The 17888-nt window shown below is 64.9% G+C and carries 15 protein-coding genes; 6 read left to right on the top strand and 9 right to left on the bottom strand.

Features of this window, described 5'->3' with window-relative positions:
* The first annotated feature begins 102 nt into the window (after nucleotides 1-102).
* Entirely contained in the window at nucleotides 103-720 is a 618-nt protein-coding gene (locus P9228_RS28320) for a hypothetical protein (RefSeq protein ID WP_067319375.1), read from the top strand.
* Nucleotides 721-971: 251 nt separating this feature from the next.
* Entirely contained in the window at nucleotides 972-2030 is a 1059-nt protein-coding gene (locus P9228_RS28315; RefSeq protein ID WP_278056745.1) for an alpha/beta hydrolase, read from the top strand.
* A 151-nt stretch (nucleotides 2031-2181) separates the two neighbouring features.
* On the opposite strand, the gene pyk is transcribed toward P9228_RS28315, so the two are convergent.
* Together pyk and P9228_RS28305 are read right to left on the bottom strand one after the other, a co-directional pair.
* Nucleotides 2182-3609 (bottom strand): pyruvate kinase, encoded by a 1428-nt coding sequence (pyk, locus tag P9228_RS28310; protein ID WP_067319379.1) that lies wholly within the window; start codon nucleotides 3607-3609, stop codon nucleotides 2182-2184.
* Nucleotides 3606-4124 carry a DUF1036 domain-containing protein gene (locus P9228_RS28305; RefSeq protein ID WP_278056743.1) on the bottom strand — a complete coding sequence of 173 codons (519 nt, stop codon included), beginning with the start codon at nucleotides 4122-4124 and terminating at the stop codon, nucleotides 3606-3608. The genes pyk and P9228_RS28305 overlap by 4 nt, the downstream gene beginning before the upstream one ends.
* Nucleotides 4125-4338: 214 nt before the next feature.
* Between P9228_RS28305 and P9228_RS28300 the strand changes: the two genes are divergently transcribed.
* The 3 genes from P9228_RS28300 to P9228_RS28290 all read left to right on the top strand — a co-directional run bounded on the left by P9228_RS28300 (nucleotide 4339) and on the right by P9228_RS28290 (nucleotide 6852).
* Nucleotides 4339-5136, top strand: coding sequence for an N-formylglutamate amidohydrolase (locus P9228_RS28300; RefSeq protein ID WP_278056742.1), 798 nt, complete (start codon nucleotides 4339-4341; stop codon nucleotides 5134-5136).
* Between the two features lie 29 nt (nucleotides 5137-5165).
* Nucleotides 5166-5474: a DUF1244 domain-containing protein gene (locus P9228_RS28295; protein ID WP_095799795.1), complete on the top strand. Its 309-nt coding sequence runs from the start codon at nucleotides 5166-5168 to the stop codon at nucleotides 5472-5474.
* A 196-nt stretch (nucleotides 5475-5670) separates the two neighbouring features.
* Nucleotides 5671-6852, top strand: coding sequence for an MFS transporter (locus tag P9228_RS28290; protein ID WP_278056741.1), 1182 nt, complete (start codon nucleotides 5671-5673; stop codon nucleotides 6850-6852).
* Here the strand turns inward: P9228_RS28290 and P9228_RS28285 are convergent.
* A complete protein-coding gene (locus tag P9228_RS28285; RefSeq protein ID WP_278056740.1) occupies nucleotides 6810-7724 on the bottom strand; it encodes a LysR family transcriptional regulator in 915 nt (304 codons plus the stop codon). The two genes, P9228_RS28290 and P9228_RS28285, sit on opposite strands and share 43 nt — an antisense overlap.
* 96 nt (nucleotides 7725-7820) lie before the next feature.
* Here P9228_RS28285 and P9228_RS28280 point away from each other — a divergent pair, with 96 nt between their 5' ends.
* Entirely contained in the window at nucleotides 7821-8777 is a 957-nt protein-coding gene (locus P9228_RS28280; protein WP_278056738.1) for an SDR family oxidoreductase, read from the top strand.
* 64 nt (nucleotides 8778-8841) lie between these two features.
* On the opposite strand, the gene P9228_RS28275 is transcribed toward P9228_RS28280, so the two are convergent.
* The 6 genes from P9228_RS28275 to P9228_RS28250 form a co-directional block, all read right to left on the bottom strand.
* Nucleotides 8842-9000, bottom strand: coding sequence for a DUF3309 family protein (locus P9228_RS28275; protein ID WP_040991775.1), 159 nt, complete (start codon nucleotides 8998-9000; stop codon nucleotides 8842-8844).
* Between the two features lie 98 nt (nucleotides 9001-9098).
* Complete coding sequence (locus P9228_RS28270) at nucleotides 9099-12275, bottom strand: efflux RND transporter permease subunit (protein ID WP_278056737.1); 3177 nt, start codon at nucleotides 12273-12275, stop codon at nucleotides 9099-9101.
* A 74-nt stretch (nucleotides 12276-12349) separates the two neighbouring features.
* Entirely contained in the window at nucleotides 12350-13522 is a 1173-nt protein-coding gene (locus tag P9228_RS28265) for an efflux RND transporter periplasmic adaptor subunit (protein ID WP_278056735.1), read from the bottom strand.
* A gap of 366 nt (nucleotides 13523-13888) precedes the next feature.
* Nucleotides 13889-15310, bottom strand: a complete 1422-nt coding sequence (locus P9228_RS28260) for a coniferyl aldehyde dehydrogenase (RefSeq protein WP_278056733.1) — start codon at nucleotides 15308-15310, stop codon at nucleotides 13889-13891.
* Between the two features lie 118 nt (nucleotides 15311-15428).
* Nucleotides 15429-16559, bottom strand: a complete 1131-nt coding sequence (locus tag P9228_RS28255; protein WP_067319396.1) for a patatin-like phospholipase family protein — start codon at nucleotides 16557-16559, stop codon at nucleotides 15429-15431.
* A 201-nt stretch (nucleotides 16560-16760) separates the two neighbouring features.
* Complete coding sequence (locus P9228_RS28250; RefSeq protein ID WP_067319398.1) at nucleotides 16761-17846, bottom strand: citrate synthase/methylcitrate synthase; 1086 nt, start codon at nucleotides 17844-17846, stop codon at nucleotides 16761-16763.
* Between the last annotated feature and the right edge of the window lie 42 nt (nucleotides 17847-17888).

The raw sequence follows: 17888 nt of genomic DNA, 5'->3' as shown, positions 1-17888 counted from the left end.
GCGGCGCTAAGCGCCGCGCCCGCTGATGTCGACTGCCGGTTCGCCGGCCCTCTCACGCTAAAATCATTTTGACGATCCGCCGTCCGGGACTAGATTCCGGACATGCGGATTCTTTTTGCGTTCTTCATTGCCCTGGTCCTTTCCGGAACGACCTTGCCCGCTTCGGCGCAGGATGAGGCCACGCCGCCCGCCGCTTCGCCGGCGCCCGCCATCACGCCGCCGCCGGTCGCCTCGACCAGGCAGGGGCGGCTCGACCAGCTCTTTGCCGATCTCAGACGCGAGCGCAACGAGAAGGCCGCCGAACGCATCGCCGGCCGCATCTGGAATGAGTGGAACCAGTCCGGCAGCGCCTCGATCGACCTGATGATGCGATGGGCGCAAAGGGCGGCGGAAGACCAGAAATTCGACGTCGCGCTCGATTTCCTCGATCAGGTGGTGACCTTGCAGCCCGATTATGCCGAAGGCTGGAACCGCCGCGCTACCGTCCATTTCCTGATGAAGAACTATGGAAAGTCGATGTCGGACATCGACCACACGCTGCGGCTCGAACCGCGCCATTTCGGCGCGCTGTCGGGTCTCGCGCAGATCATGGCCGAGACCGGCCACAAGCAGTCGGCGCTGGAAGCCTGGCAGAAGGTGCTCACCATCTATCCGATGATGCGCAGCGCCCAGGGCCAGGTCTCGACGCTGTCGGAAGACCTGGCCGGCGAGGGCATTTGAGGGGCAGCTCTTCGTCATCGTCGGGCTTGACCCAACGACCATGCCGTGACTTCCCGCGCCGCGACGGTGGTGCAGACCTCTGCTCCGCTGCAGCCGTCGCGCAAGGTGACGACGACCTTGACAAGCCCGGCCAAGCCGAACGTTTGCGATACTCCACCGAAGCGGGCAATAATTTGGGCTGGCAGCAGGCCGCCAGCTCGCCAAACTCACCGTGCTCCTAAACTAAATCCGCTCGCCCTCGTACTTTCCGCATGTACCTCATCTGCGTCGCGCTCCTCCTCCTCGTTGCCTTCCTCATCGCCCTTGCCGGCATTACCCGCGCCGGCGTCTGGCTGATCGAGCGTCGCAATCCGCCGATCGGCGCATTCGCCGACATCGATGGTGCCCGCATCCATTATGTCCACGTCCCCGCCGCCGGCGCCGATCTGCCGCCTGTCGTCTTCATCCATGGCGCCAGTGCCAATCTCAAGGACCAGATGCTGCCGCTGAGGCCTTTGCTCGAGGGCCGCGCCGAGCTGCTGTTCCTCGACCGACCGGGCTTCGGCTGGTCGGAGCGCGGCGACAACGAAACGCTGGCGGCGCAGGCCGACACTGTCGCCGCGTTGATGGATCGGCTCGGCATCGCAAGGGCGATCATCATAGGCCATTCCTTCGGCGGCGCGGTCACAACCGCCTTCGCGCGCCAGCATCCGCAAAAGACGCTCGGCCTCGTCTTCCTGGCGCCCGTGAGCCATCCGTGGCCGGGCGGCGCGACCGCCTGGTATTACAAATTGACGGCTGTTCCGGTGGTCGGCTGGCTGTTTTCCGAGACCATTGCTTACGCGGCGGGCATGCTGCGGATCGGCAATGCCACGGCCTGCGTGTTTTCACCGAACAATGTGCCGACGGGCTATATCGGCAAGGCTTCCATTCCGCTTGTTCTGAGGCCGCCTGCCTTCCGCGCCAACGCCCGCGATGTGGCCCGACTTTACGATTATGTGCGCGCTGCCTCGCCTGGCTACCGTGAGATCAAGGCGCCGACCTTGGTCATCTCCGGCGATCGCGACAAGGTGGTCTACGCCACGGTCCATTCCGTCGGCCTCGAACGCGACATTCCCGGCGCCGAGCTGGTCTGGGTCGCGAATCTCGGCCACAAGCCCGACTGGATCGCCCCCGACCTCGTCGTCGGCGCCATCGAAAGGGCGGCCGGCGCGCCGGTCGACTTGCAGTCGATGGCGAGTGTTGTGGAAAGCCGGATCGCCGGCGACGCGCAAGGCGCTGACAGGTACCCGGAACTGAAGGTGCCGGACGCCGAGCTGGCGCCGGGCTAAGCTCGGGACCGGAAGGTGTCGAGATTCAAATTAGGCCGAGCCGAGCAGAGCGGATTCCCAGAACCGGAGCGGAGCGACTTGACCACATGAGCCCCGGAAGCGCAGGAAAGGCGCGCCTCACAGGCCGGTCCCACCTGAATACGGGCATACCTTAGTGCGTCTCTGAGCCGACATAGGCGATGCGCAGCATGTTGGTGGAGCCGGGCGTCCTCAGCGGCACGCCCGCCGTGATGATGACGCGGTCGCCCGGCTTGCCGAAGCCTTCCTCGAGGGCAATGCGGCAGGCGCGGTCGACCATATCGTCGAGGTCGATAGCGTCCTCCGAGACCACGCAATGCGTACCCCACAGAAGCGAGAGCCGGCGCGCCGTGTTGACGATCGGCGACAGCGCCACGATCGGCACTTGCGGCCGTTCGCGCGCGGCGCGCAGACCAGTTGTTCCAGAGGCGGTGTAGGAAATGATCGCCGACAGTTTCAGCGTCTCCGCGATCTCGCGCGCAGCGAGCGAAATGGCGTCGGCCCCGGTCGCTTCCGGTTCCGAGCGCTGGGCGTTGATGATGCCGGCATAAGTCGGGTCGGCTTCGACCTTGGTGGCGATGCGGTTCATCATCGCGACCGCCTCGACCGGGTAGGCGCCGGCGGCGGATTCGGCCGAAAGCATGATCGCGTCCGCGCCTTCGAAGACGGCGATCGACACATCCGAGACCTCCGCGCGGGTCGGCACGGGTGCGGTGATCATCGATTCCAGCATCTGGGTCGCGATCACCACCGGTTTGCCGGCGCGGCGGGCGGCGCGCGTGATCTGCTTCTGGATGCCGGGCACGGCCTCGAGCGGCATCTCGACGCCGAGATCGCCGCGCGCGACCATCAGCGCGTCGGAGAGTTCGATGATCTCGGCCAGGCGGGCCACCGCCTGCGGCTTTTCGATCTTGGCCATGATGAGGGCCCGGCCGCGCGCGATCTTGCGCGCTTCGGCCAGATCCTCCGGCCGCTGCACGAACGACAGCGCCACCCAGTCGACGCTTGCCGCCAGCACCGCGTCGAGATCGGCGCGGTCCTTCTCGGTCAGCGCGCCGACCGGCAGATCGGTGTCGGGCAGGCTGACGCCCTTCTTGTCGGAGATACCGGTGCCGGCGACCACCGTGCAGGCGATCGACTTGCCGTCGCTCTTGACCGCCTTGAGCTCCAGCTTGCCGTCATCGATCAAAAGACGGTGACCGGCCTCGACCGAGTTCAGGATTTCCGGATGCGGCAGGTAGACGCGCTTCGACGTGCCGGGTTCCGGACTGTCATCCAGCGTGAAGGTCTGGCCGACGGTCAGTGCTTCCTTGCCATTGGCGAACTTGCCGACCCTGAGCTTTGGCCCCTGAAGATCGGCGAGAATGCCGATCGGCCGCCCGACCGCCGCCTCGACGGCCCGGATGCGGCCGACAAGCGTGCGCATCAGCTCGTGGTCGGTATGGCTCATATTGATGCGGAAGACGTCGGCGCCTGCCTCGAAGAGCTTTCGCAGCATCTCCTCGGAGGAGGAAGCCGGACCGATGGTGGCGAGGATCTTGACCTTGCGGTTACGTCTCATTGATTGTTCGTTCCCGGAGCGGGGGCCGCTGGCGCGCCGCCCGTTGCGGGCTCGTCAGTCAGCTGGACCATCCAGCTTGCCTGCTCGCCCGTGTCATATTCCTGAAATCCGGCGCGCTGAAAGCCCCGGGCGACGCAATCATTCACGCCGGCAATCTTGAACTCTTTTTCGGCGACGCACATGTTGATCGGGCCATCCCAACGCCCGCCGCGCTCGGCGTCTTCTGCATAAAGATAGTAAAACCTTGATGACAGCGGCCCCTCGATCAGCGTCTTGCAGGTCGACCCCTCGATGTGCCACCAGCCCTCTGTGATCCAGCCGGCCTTCGCCCGATAGCCGATGCCGACGCCGACCAGGTTCTGCGTCGCGTTGCAGACGCGGAAGTCGGCGCGCGCCGGCGAGGTCGCGGCGAGCGCGCACAGGCCCGCGCCAAAGATCAGGAGCGGCAGGCTCAGGCGCTTGCGCAGCCTGCCGGCGCAACCCAATTCAAAACCCTTGGCGAACCACATCTGCATCGTCGAAGCACCTTTTCAGCAAACTCCGGGCGCATGTCAACGCGCCGTTTTATTCAATTCCAATCGATTTAGAAGGGTCCGGTGGACGATTTGGCGTCCCATCCGGGATTCTTTGCAGAAACCGTGGCCAAACAACGGCATTGCGCCTCAGTCCTCTTCGTGGAATGACGATACCACCCCGCCCGGACGCCAGCGAACAGACCGTTTTCAGCCGATGACCCGATCCACAGCTTTCGCGCCCTTCGACATCGTCGAGGGCGACCGCAAGAAGGGCGTCGTGCTTCTGGCCGATCACGCCCGTCGCGACCTGCCGGAAGAGTATGGCAGCCTCGGCCTGCCGGCTGCCGAGTTCGAGCGCCACATCGCCTATGATATCGGCGTCGAGACGGTGACGCGCGAGTTGGCGGCGGCGCTCGATGCGCCGGCCGTGCTGGCCGGCTTCTCCCGCCTTCTGATCGACCCCAACCGGGGCGAGGACGACCCGACGCTGATCCGCCAGCTCTATGACGGTACCGTCGTGCCGGGAAACTATCCCATGGCCGCCGAGGAGCGGGAGAGACGGCTCGACCGCTTCTACCGCCCCTATCACGACGCCGTCGGGGCGATGATTTCCTCGGTCGCGCACGCCTCCGGCAAAGCGCCGTTCATCTTCTCGGTGCATTCCTTCACCCCTCGCATGCAAGGCTTCATCCGCCCCTGGCATGTCGGCATCTTGTGGGACCGCGACGACCGCGTTGCGCGGCCGCTGATCGACATGCTGGCCGAAGACAAGGCGCTCACCGTTGGGGACAACGAGCCCTATGACGGCGCGCTGCGCGGCGACACCATGTTCCGCCATGCCATTGTCAACGGCTATGCCCATGCCCTGCTCGAGATCCGTCAGGACTTGATCGCCGACCGCGCTGGCGCTCTTCAATGGGCGGAGCGATTGGCTCCGATCGTTGACGCCGTCGACCGCCGTGCCGATATACACGAGGTGAAGATGTTCGGCTCGCGCACCGGGCCGGCCTAAAAAACGGCCGAGAGGCCGGGGACCACGAAATGACCGAACTCAGCGAGGAACGGAAACGCGATTTCGAGGCCGCCGCCTTCCGCCGGCTGGTCGAGCATCTGCGCGCACGCGGCGACGTCCAGAACATCGACCTGATGAACCTGGCCGGCTTCTGCCGCAACTGCCTGTCGAACTGGTATCGCGAGGCGGCCGAGGCCGACGGCATTGCCCTGACAAAGGACGAATCGCGCGAGATCATCTACGGCATGCCCTATGCCGAATGGCAGGCGCTCAACCAGACCGAAGCCTCCGAGGCCACGAAGGCTGAGTTCGAGGCCAGGCGGCCGAAGGATCATTGAACCGTCCTATTTGGCTCGCCGCTGCTGCTTTGTCATCCCAAGGTCTGCGCGCGTCGCTTCGCTCGGCCAAATCTCCAAAGTAGGGCCCATTCCTCACAGGTCCGCGCCTCTTGGTCCAACGCTTCTGCCATAGCGCTTCTTGACTACAAATTGAATCGATCTAATTTGCCGCGCAAAGCCATTCGGACTTCAAACCATGAGCGTGCAAACCACAAGGCAAGCCGCGACGCGCGGCCGCTGGGCCGTTGCCGGCATTTTCCTGGCCAATGGCTTTCTCACCGGCAGCTGGGCGCCGCAGATCCCGGTGTTTCTGACCCGGCTGGACATCTCGAAATTCACCCTCGGCCTGCTGATCCTGTTGTTTGGTGTCGGCGCGGTGATGGCGATGACCTGGTGCGGCCATCTCATTTCCAGGCACGGCTCGCGCCCCGTGCTGCGCTGGTTCGGCATCTGCGGCAGTTTCGGCCTGCTGGTCGTGGCACTTGCGCCCAACGTGCCGCTCGCGGCCCTCGCGATGCTCGTCTTCGGCGGCTCGATCGGCGGCATGGACGTCGCCATGAATTCCAACGCGGTGATCGTCGAACGACGGCTCTCCCGCGCCATCATGTCGTCCTCGCATGGCTTCTGGAGCCTCGGCGGCTTCGCCGGCGGAGCGCTTGGTGGCTATTCCATTCAGAACTACGGCTATCTCGCGCATGCGATTGCGGTGACGGCGCTCGCCTTTTTGGTCATCGCCTTTGCTGTTCGCTACCTCATCGCCGACGACAGGCCGCAGGCCGCCGGGCATCAGAAATTTACGCTGCCGCGGCACACAATTGTCTATCTGGTCGGGTTGATGGCGCTGCTCACCATGGTCTCAGAGGGCGCCGTGCTTGACTGGGCCGCGCTCTACCTCCAGCAAGAGCTCGGCGCCGACCTTGCGATTGCCGGCCTCGCCTATGCTGCCTTCTCCGGCGTCATGGCGCTTATGCGCTTTCTCGGCGACGGCGTGCGCAACCGCTTCGGCGCGGTGGCGACGCTGCGCGGCTCGGCGCTTGTCGCTGCCGCCGGCATGTTGGTGGCCGGCCTCTCCCCCTCGCCTTATCTTGCCATTGCCGCTTTCGCCTTCTGCGGTTTCGGCATCGCCAATATGGTGCCGATCCTGTTTTCGGCCGGCGGCAACCAGGAAGGCTTGTCTTCCGGCACCGGCATGAGCGTCGTCACCACGATGGGGTATTCAGGAATCCTGGTGGCGCCGTCGGCGATCGGCTTCGTCGCCGAGCATTCGAGCTTCGGCCCGATCTTCGTCGCGCTTTCCGGCCTGCTGGTCATCGTGCTGTTGATGGCAAACCTGGCTCACCGCGCCGAATTCGCCGCCGAGCCTGCGCCGGCGGAGTAGCGCTTCAGCTCTTCATGCAGGAAATCCGCCACGCGGCGGATGCGCATGCTGGTGCGCACGTCACGGTGCATTGCAAGCCACACCGGCAGCACGGGCAAGGGAACCTCCGGCAACAGCTTCTCCAGTCGAGGATCGCGGCTAGCGAGCGGCTCCTGGCCGATGCCGATGCCATTGCCGGCCCGCACCGCTTCCCACAGCACGATCTGGTTGTCGGTCCTGAATCGGAAGTTGCTGCGGCTGACCGGGATGCCAAACGCGGTGAGGCCGCGAACGATCTCATCGCTGCGGTCGAATCCGACCAAAGGATGGTCGGCGAGATCGCTCGGCTTCTGCGGGCGTCCATGCCGGTCGAGATAGGATTTCGCAGCACATATGCAGAGAGCGATATCGGTGACCTTGCGCGCCATCAGCTCATTCTGCGCCGGCCTGACCATGCGGATGGCGATGTCGGCGTCGCGCCGCAGCAGGTTCTCGACCTGGTTGGAAGCGACGATCTCGACCTCGATGCCCGGCTCTTCCTCGCCAAGGCGCGCCGTGATCTGCGGCAGCACGCAGGCCGCAACCACCTCCGAGGCAGCGATCCGCACCGTGCCCTCGATCGCCTCGACCGAGCCCAGCGCAAGCAATGAGAACGCATTGGCCTGCTCGCTGACTGCCTTTCCGCGCTCGTAGAGTGCGCTGCCTGCCTCCGTGAGTTCGTAGCCGCGCCGCCCGCGCCGGAACAGCGTGACGCCGAGCGCCTGCTCCAGCTCGGCGATGTGGCGGCCGAGCGTCGGCTGGCTTGATGCGAGCTTGCGCGCGGCGGCCGAAAGGCTGCCGGTCTCGGCCACCGCGACGAAGCTCTTGATCAGATTCCAGTCGAATTCATTCATTCGTTTTTGAATAACAGAGTGCCGACCTTAGTCAATTTCCATTCGGCTTTGAAGACGTCAGATTAAGCGGGCAAGCGCAAACAACGGAGACGAACAATGACCAAGATCGCAATTCTGGGCGCCAATGGCCGGCTCGGACGCGTGGTTGCCAAGGCCTTCATCGACGCCGGTTTCGACGTCCGCGCTGTCACCCGCACCGGCAAGGTGCCGCCCGAGTTCAAGGGCGCTATTGCCGTCGCTGGCGACGCTTTGGACCGCCAGTCGCTGATCCGGGCCACGCAAGGCGTCGACATCATCTTCAATGGCTTGAACCCGATCTATACCGACTGGGGCAAATGCCTGCCGATGGCCGAGAACGTCATGGCAGCCTGTCGGGCGAACGGCGCGCTGCATATCTTCCCTGGCACTGTCTATAATTACGGCTCGCCGATGCCGCAGGTGATCACCGAGGAAACGCCTTTCCATCCTACCACCGAGAAGGGCCGCATCCGCGTCGCCATGGAGGAGCTTTTCCGTCGCGAAGCCGATGCGGGCCGCGTGCGCACCATTCTGCTTAGGGCCGGCGACTTCTTCGGCGGCACCGGCAGCGGCGGCTGGTTCGATCTCGTCGTCGCCGCCAAGATCGAAAAGGGGGTCTACACCGCCGCCGGCCCGGCCGAACTCGTGCACGAATGGGCCTATCTGCCCGACTTCGCGGTGGCCTTTGTCGCACTGGCGCGCAATCTCGATAAGCTCGGCTTTTACGAGGCCATCAATTTCCCCGGCCACGCCGTCACCGATCTCGACATCAAGGCCGCCGCCGAAAAGGCGCTCGGCCGCAAGCTGAAACTCACGTTCATGCCCTGGTGGGTGCTGCGCGCCGGCAGCCCGTTCGTAACCATGTGGCGCGAGATCGTCTCGATGTCCTACCTGCGCTTCGAGCCGCACCGGCTGGCGTCAGCGCGCCTGGAAGAGGTCATCGGCGAAATCCCGCACACCCCGCTCGCCCGAGCAGTGGCGGAAGCCATGCAAGACATCGGCATAGCCGTCGCGCCCATGCGTCAGGCCGCCTGAGCAAAGAACAACCTCAAGATGAAAACGGCCGGACTTCAAGGCCCGACCGCAAATGGTCGTCGGTTCAGATCCTGCCCATCAAAAGCAGGATCAGCAACACTACCAGAATGACTCCCACAATCCCCGAAGGCCCATAGCCCCAGGACCGCGAGTGCGGCCATGCCGGCACGGCGCCGATCAGGATCAGGATCAGGATTATTACGAGAATTGTACCGATCGTCATTGAAAACCCTCGCCGTCTGGTTGAACTTCGAGGGAACAATGCGAAAAGCCGCCCGGTAGTTCCCGAGCGGCTTTATGTACCTGAGTTGCGAAGTCGCTCTACTCGGCGGCTTTCGGGAAGGCGACCGCCGGCTCGGCATTGGCTTCCGCTACCGGCTCGCCTGTCGAGAGCTCGCCCTTGCCGCGGCGGAACAGACGGCCGAACCAGCCACGCCGGGCGCCGGGCTTCACCTTGGCGCGGGTGAACACCATCAGCATCGAGGGCGTCACCACCAGCGTCAGCAAGGTGGCGAAGGACAGGCCGAAGACGATCGCCGACGACAGCGAAATCCACCATTGCGTCGACGGCGCGTTGATCGTCGTCTCGTGATGGAAGATTTCGAGGCCGAGGCCGAAGGCGATCGGCAGCACGCCGAGGATGGCCGACACGGCGGTCAGCACCACCGGCCGCGCGCGCTCGCGGCAGGTCTGCAGCACGGCATCCATCTTGTCCCAGCCTTCCTCGCGCAGCCGGTCATAGGTGTCGATGAGCACGATGTTGTTGTTCACCACCACGCCGGCAAGCGCAATGACGCCGATGCCCGACATCACGATGCCGAAGGCCTCCCCTGTCAGAAGCAGCCCGAGGAACACGCCGATCGTCGCCATGACGACGCAGGAGAGAACAAGCCACACGCTGGTGAACTTGTTGAACTGCGCGAGCAGCACCAGGAAGATCAGGAAGATCGCGGCGCCGAAAGCCTTGCTGAGGAAGGCGCTGGCTTCCGCGCTGTCCTCGTTGGAGCCAGCGAGCTTCCAGCGTATGCCGCTGCCGAGATCCATGTCGGCCACGGCCTTGGTGACTTCCGCCTGCACCGCTGCCACTTGCGCGCCGGCGCTGACATTGGCTTGCACCACCACGGTGCGCGCGCCATCGATGCGGTTGAGGACGCCGACTGTCGGCTCGGGCTTCCTGACCACGAAGTTCGAGATTGGCACCGAGCCTTGCGAGGTCTGCACCCTGAGCTCGTCGAGCGTCGAGAGCGTGCGCCGGTCTTCCGGCAGACGCAGGCGAATGTCGACGGCGTCGTCGGCGCCGGCCGGCCGGTACTCCGACAGCTTGAGACCGTTCGTCACCAGCTGCACCACCGTGCCCACCGAGGTCGGACTGATGCCGTATTGCGCCGCCTTGGCGCGATCGACCTCAAGCGCCCAGTCGACACCGGGCGGCGGCAGGCCGTCGGAAACATCGATCACGTTGCGGACCTTGGCGATGCGCGCGGCGACGGCGCGCGCCTTGTCGTCGAGCCCGGCCGGGTCGGCGGCCGAAAGCCTGATCTGGATCGGCTTGCCGGTCGGCGGGCCGGCCTCCGGCACGCGCACTTCGACGTCGACCCCGGGAATGCCGGCCATGACGCCACGCAAATCGTCGAGGATTTGGTTGGCGGACTTGCGCTCGCGCCAGTCGACGAATTCGTACTGGATCACCCCGACCACGTCTTCCGGGATGTCCTGGCCGCCGCCTTGCGTCTTGCCGACGCGCGTGTAGACCGATTTCACGCCGGGCCAGCCGAGCAGGCGGCTTTCCGCCGTCTTGGTTGCGGCGTCCATTTCGGCCAGCGAAAGGTTGCCGCGGGCATGCACATAGAGCAGGCCGTAATCCGGCTCGACGCTGGGGAAGAACTCGACGCCGGCGCCGTATTTCGAATAGGCGAAACCGACGCCGACCAGCAGGCCGACGGTGAGCAGGATGACGGTGATCGGGAAACGCACCGCCTGCTTGACCAGCGCCATATACCAGCCGTCGCGATCGCTGTCCTCGTGATGCGCCGGCGCCTTGGCGAAGATGGCGCCGAGCGTCGGCGCGAAGACCAGCGCATAGAGCATCGAGGCCGACAGCGTCACGATCAGCGTGATCGGCATGTACTTCATGAAGTCGCCGATGATGCCGGGCCAGAAGAGCAGCGGCGAGAACGCGGCGATGCGCGTCATTGTCGCTGCGATGACCGGGCCGGCCATGCGCTTGGCGGCTAGCGCGAAGGCATCGGCCTTCGGCATGCCCTCGCTCATGCGCCGCTCCGCGAATTCGGTGACGATGATGGCATCGTCGACCAGCATGCCGACCGCCAGGATGAGGCTGAACAGCACGATCATGTTGATCGTGTAGCCCATCATCGCAAGCAGCAGGATGCCGATCAGGAAGGACGACGGAATGGCGAGGCCGATGAGCAGCGAGGCGCGTCCCGACAGCGCGTAGAGGATCACGATGAACACCAGGATGACGGCGATCATCACATGGTTCTGCAGGTCGCCCAAAAGCTGGTTGACGAAGACCGACTTGTCCTGCGTGTAGGTGACGTGCATGCCTTCCGGCATCGTCTTGATGAAGGTGTCCGACACCTCCCGGACATGGTTCAGCGTGTCGATCAGGTTGGCGCCGATGCGCTTCTTCACCTCGATGGCGATCGCCGGCTTGCCGTCGAGGCGGGTCACCGTCTCGGCGTCCTTGAAGGTGGAGCGGATGGTGGCGACGTCCTTGGCCTGCACCACGGCATTGGGCGTGGCGACGACCGGCAGTTTGGCGACGTCCTCGGGCGTCTCGATCAGCGACGGCACCTTGACCGCGTATTTGCCCTCGGAGCCTTCGAGATTGCCGGCCGCGACCAGGCTGTTGGAGGCGCCGACGCCCTGGATCACCTGATCGAGCTGGAGTCCGTAGGAGGAGAGCTTCACCGGATCGATGACGACTTCGACCAGATCGTCGCGCGCGCCCTGCAGCGAGCCTTCGAGCACGCCCGGCACCTCCTCGATGCGGTCGCGCAATTCGCGCGCCGCCGACGTCAGCACGCGCTCCGGCACGTCGCCGGAAAGCGTGACGACGAGAACCGGGAATTCCGAGACGTTGACTTCAGTGACGGTCGGCTCCTCCGCCGCCTGCGGCAGGTCGGCCTTGGCGTCCTGCACCTTGCTGCGGGTGTCCTGCAGCGCGGTGGCCAGGTTGGTCTGCGGTTGGAACTCGACCAGCACGTAGCCGCCGCCCTGGAAGGCGGCCGAGCGCATCTCCTTGAGCCCCTTCAGGCTCTTGAGCTTGCTTTCCATCGGCCTGAGCAGCAGCCGTTCGGAGTCCTCCGGCGATATGCCCTGGTAGATCAGGCTGACATACATCATCGGAATCGGAACGTCCGGCTCCGCTTCCTTCGGCGTCGACTGATAGGCGACCCAGCCCGCGACGAGCAGGAACATCAGCGCCGATATTGTGAGGCGGGCGTTGTGAATGGCGAGTCTGACGATGTCCATGACTTATGCCTGCTGTTTCCCTGGAAGCCGCGACATTGGCCAGCGGCGCCGGCCGAGCCGGCGCTGCGGCCGCGCTATTGCGTGCCGGCGGAGGCTTCGCTGATCAGCTTGTTGATGGTTGCCTGGTCGGCCTCGACCGGCTTCACCAGATCGCCTTCCTTCACCAGTTCCTGGCCGGCGACGATGATGCGCGCGTCCTGCGGGATGCCGCCAAGCACCAAGCCCTTCGGCGTGTCGTCGACGAGGTCGATCGGGAAGAACGCCACCTTGTCGTCCTTGCCGACGGCGCGGATGCCGAGGTCGCCCTTGTCGCCCAGCGTCACCACCGAGCGCGGCAGCATGACCGCATCGGTCGGCTGGGCGCTGAGCGTGATCTCGGCCGTCATGCCGGCGGGGATGGAGCCGTCGGCATTGGGGATCGCCACCTCGACACGGAAGGTGCGGGTCTGCGAGGAGGCGTCACGGCTGATGTAGCGCACCGTGCCGGTGACTTTCTGGTCGTTGACAAGGCGCACGTTGGCCTGGTCGCCGATCTTGATGTAGCGCAGGTCGCGCTCGCTGATCTCGCCGCGCGCGATCACCGGGTCGAGCTTGAGGATGGTGGCCACCTCGCCGCCCTGCATCACCGAGCTGCCGAGCTCGACCGGCACGCGGTCGATGACGCCGTCGAAAGGCGCCTTCACTTCGTTGCGGTCGAGTTCGGCCTGCGCCGTCTCCAGCATGGACTGCGCCGCCGTCAGGTTCGAGCGGGCAGTGTCGAGCTGCAGCTTGGGCAGGTTCCCGGTCTTGGCCAGCCGCTCGGCTGCGTCGAGCTCGGCCTTGCGCTGCGCCAGCAGCTGCCTGGCATTGTCGACATTCGAGAGCTTCTCCTCGGCGGCGAGCATCAGCACGAGGTCGCCGGTCTTGACGTGATCGCCCTGCTTGACCGGGAGCTTGTCGATGACGCCGGCGACGCGGACAGCAAGCACAGCGCGCTTGTCGGCTTCGGTCAGGCCCGAGATCCGTATCGCCCGCGCGAAGGTTTTGCGCGGCGGCGTCACCACCGCGACGGTGCGCAATGCTGCCTTCGGCTCGGCCTCCGCCGTCTTCGGCTTTTCGGCGCCGGACTGCGCGGCTTTGCCTGCTTCTCCCTCCTTCTGGTGATCGGCGGCGCTGCCCACGGACGAGAACTCGCCCGTTGCCATCCAGGCAGCGGATCCGATGAGCACAGCAATGGCTGCAAGCTTGTGAAACCTGATTTTCGGCATCGTCATTTTTTCCGTTGCAGGCTTGGGCGAGGTCGACGGTTTCGATCCCCGGGCGCGCGGCCGATATGGGGGCGCGCAGAGCCATCTTCAATTTGCCGTGATCGGCGAAGCGCGCTTCTACCGCAAAGCCGTTGCGCAAAACAGTCAGAAACTTTGATGGATTATTGCGCCGCCGTGCTTGGGGCGCTGGTCTTTTCCGCGTTTTACATGCTGGACTGCTTGGCTTTTCTCAATCGGGCCGGGTTTTTCGGCCGATCGGACACTCAATGGCAGCAGGCGTCAGTATGATGAAGAATTTTTTGCGAATGACCTGTCGCATTAGCATGGGACAATCAGAGGACGCGCCCAATCCGAAAATAAATCCGATCAGGTGATCAGGTTTAGCAAGCGGAACAGCCGCTCGAACGTCCGGCCATAAGGCGGCCTGAGCAGGGCACCGGCACTCAGCCTGGATTGGACGAAGATCGGCTTTTCCTTGCTGAAGGTGCGGAAGCCCCATCCGCCGTGATAGGCGCCCATGCCGCTCTCGCCGACGCCGCCGAATGGCTGCCGTTCCTGCACCAGATGCATCATGCTGTCGTTGATCGTCACGCCGCCGGCAACGGTTTCTCGCATGATCCTTTGGCGATTGGCGCTGTTCTTGCCGAACCAATAGAGGGCCAGCGGACGCTCGCCGCGGTTCACGTGATCGATTGCCTCATCTACCGCGCCGTATTCAACGATCGGCAGCACCGGCCCGAAGATTTCCTCGCGCATCAGCCGCAAACTCTCGCCGGCGTTCCTGACCAGGACCGGCGCCATCTTGCGGTCGCTCACGCCAAGCCTTTCATTTGCCGGGTTGACCTCGGTGACATCGGCGCCGCTTTCGCGCGCCTCGGCGACCATGTCGCTCAGGCGCCGCTGGTGCCGTTCGCTGACGATCGCCGTGTAGTCGGGATTGTCGCCCAGGCGCGGATAGAGCTGCGCCATCGCGCCGGCAAGTTTTGCGGCGATCGCCGCGCCTTGCCCTTGCGGGACCATCAGATAGTCGGGTGCGATGCAGGTCTGGCCCGCATTCAAGAGCTTGCCGTAGGCGACGCTCGCGACCGCAGCGTCGAGATCGCACGACGCATCGAAGATCGCCGGCGACTTGCCGCCAAGCTCGAGCGTCACCGGCGTCAGATTGGCGGCCGCGGCCAGCGCCACCTGCCGACCGACAGCGGTGGAGCCGGTGAACAAGAGATGATCGAAAGGCATGGACACGAATGTCTTGCCGACCTCGGCATCGCCGACCACAACGCTCATCTCGTCGGAGGAAAAATGCTCTTCGACCAACCGGGCAAGCAGGTCTGAAAAATTCGACGTCAGCTCGGACGGCTTGAGCAGCACCCGGTTGCCGGCGGCTAGAGCGGCAGTCGCCGGCGCGATGGCAAGCTGGAACGGATAGTTCCAGGGCGAGACGATGCCGACGACCCCGAGCGGCTGCGGCAGAAGGCGGTTGCGCCCCGGCAGGAACGGCAGGCTGGTGGCGACGCGGCGCTCGCGCATCCAGCCGCGCAGATGCCGGATGGCGTGCTTGATGCCGGCGCGAACGACGAACAGTTCCGCAAGCCGCGTTTCCTGCGCCGCCCGTCCAGTGAAATCGCTGTCGATCGCCGTGCAGATCTCGGCTTCATGCTTTTCGGTCAGCGCCAGCAGCCGCTTCAGCCGATCCTTGCGCACTGCGAGGCCAGGAAAGGGGTCCTTCTCGAAGGCCCTGCACTGCGCCTCAAACTTGACCCCGAGAGAGTTCTGTCTGGTCTGCAGCATCGCTACCTCCGGTTTACGCCGAGGTAAACTACTCGCGCGACGGAGGTGAATCCAGCATATCGGCGGTTCCGCAAGGGAAACCTCAGCGCCTGCTGAAACGTGCGAGAGGGTTGGGCAACTAGGCTCGCCGGCGCGCTGACTCTGGCTTGATGCGCGCGGCGAGGAATTCCTTGACCCGCCGGCCCGGGGCCGGGCCGCGCATCGGCTTGAAGCCGTCGTCGAGCTCGCCCGAGAGGTCGAGCGTCGCTCGGCTGCCGACCGCGTCGTAGTTCTCCTCCAGCCAGTCGCTGGCCGCACTGCGGCCAAGGTCGCGCAGATAGGCGAGGAAGGCCCATTCGGCGTTGACCTTGGACGAGGCCGACAGATCCTTGAAAGCCTCGTCGGCATCGATGCGGTGCATGCGGATGTCGCGGTATTCGCCATGCGGCAGCCGTCCCGCCGCGATCAGTTCCTTGACGAAGGCGATCGAGCGGAATTCGCGCAGCAGCCCGGCATTGAAGGTGATCTCGTCGATGCGGTTCTGGATCTCGTTGGCGCTCTTCGGCGTGCCTTCGCGCACCACCGGGTTGATCTGCACGAGCAGCACGTCCTCGGCCGCCGCAGTCTTGAAGAACGGATAGAGCGCCGGATTGCCGCCATAGCCGCCATCCCAATAGGGCACGCCCTTGATCTCGACGGCGCGGAACAATTGCGGCAGGCAGGCCGACGCCATCACCGTGTCGATGTCGATCTCGCCATCCGAGAAGACGCGCAGCTGCCCGGTCTCGACATTGGTCGCCGAAATGAAGAGCTCCATCGACTTGCAGGCGTGCACGTTGCCGAAGTCGATCTCCTTCTCGACCACATCGCGCAGCGGGTTGAGGCCGAGCGGATTGGCGACGTAAGGCGAGAAGACCCGCGACATGGTGTCGAAGAAGAAATAGCCGGGCGTGTTCTCGATCGACCAGTTCCCCCAGACCACGTCCCACGGCATGCGTTGCACCGGGCTGAACCGCCCCTTCGAGGCCACAGCACGCCAGAAATCATCGAGCTTTGTGCGCGCGCCCTCGACGCCGCCGCGCACGAAGCCGTCGGCCAGCGCCACCGCATTCATCGCGCCGGCGCTGGTGCCGGACACGGCAGCGATCTCAAGCCGCCCGTCTTCGAGCAGACGATCGAGCACGCCCCAGGAGAAGGCGCCGTGCGAACCGCCGCCCTGAAGCGCGATGTTGATCTTCTTCTTGTCCCCCGCCTTGCCGTTCTTCGCCATGGCGTTCCTTGTCTCGATGTGCCGGCCTGCCCCTGCGTCATTGGAGCGGGACCGCTGCCGTCAGCCTATGTTGCAGCGCAGCATATAAGGACGGACCAAGGCAAGAACACGAGCACACAAGCGTGATCGGGTGAAATTTCGCTCATGAAAAAACTGTCCGCTGCCGGACGCGGAGTATTGCATTGGGGTTTGCTCGCGGCGTCAGGCGACGAGATCGGGCGCCGGCCCGACATAGCGCGACTGCGGCCGGATCAGGCGTCCGGTCGCCTGCTGCTCGCGCGCATGCGCAATCCAGCCGGCGACGCGGCCGGCGGCAAAGACGTTGGAGAACGCCTCCTTCGGGAAGCCCGCGGCTTCGAGCAGGAGCGCGGTATAGAATTCGACATTGGTCTGGATCGAGCGTTGCGGCTTGGCGACCCTGAGCACGTCGAGTGCCGCCTGTTCCACCGTCTCGGCGAAGGCCAGCCGGCTGCCGGTCTCATAACGTGTGCCTAGCCGCCGCACGACGGCTTTCAGCACGTCGGCACGTGGGTCGCGCACGCGGTAGATGCGATGGCCGAAGCCCATGATGCGCTCGCCGCGCGCGATCTCGTTTCGCAGCCAGGCGGCCGCGTCGCCGCTCGCCTCGATCGCGTCGAGCATCTCGATCACCGGCCCCGGCGCGCCGCCATGCAGCGGGCCTTTGAGCGCGCCGAGCCCGGCCAGGATCGCCGAGGTCAAGCCCGCCTGCGTCGACGCCACCACCCGCGTTGCGAAGGTCGAGGCATTGAGCCCATGGTCGCAGACCGTCACCAGATACGTATCGAGCGCCTTGGCAAGCGCCGGCGAGGCCGTACCGGAGAGCATTCGCAGCATGTCGTTGGCATGATCGGCGCGTGCGTCCGGAGGAACAGGCTTCTCGCCGCGTCCGAGCCGCAGCAGGGCCGGCGTTAGCACCGCCGGCGCCGCGATCAGCCGGAGCGCGTCGGCAAGCGAGTCGCCGTCGGGCAGAAGAGCGATGCCGGTGCGCATGCCGCTGTAGACATCGAGCGCTGGAAGTTCAGCGAGCATCGGCTGCAGCCGTTCGCAAACCTCGACACGCGCATTGCCGATCGCCTTCTCCAACTCGTCGTCGCCGGGAAGCTCGTCAAAGAACCCGTCGAACAAGAGGCGGACCACCTGGCCGTAGCGCCAGTGCCCGGCGAGTTCCGTCAACGAATGGCCTCGGATGGTGAGATGGCCGCCCGCGCCGTCGACATCGGAAAGAACCGTCTCCGCCGCCACAACATCATCGAGCCCATTTGCCATGACTGTCTCCTTGACCCTTTGTGCACTGCAGTTAATGCTCTA

This window comes from Mesorhizobium sp. WSM4898, assembly GCF_029625845.1.
GTDB lineage: Bacteria > Pseudomonadota > Alphaproteobacteria > Rhizobiales > Rhizobiaceae > Mesorhizobium.
Note: the sequence above shows the minus strand (reverse complement) of the source record. Positions and strands in the feature narration are given on the sequence as shown.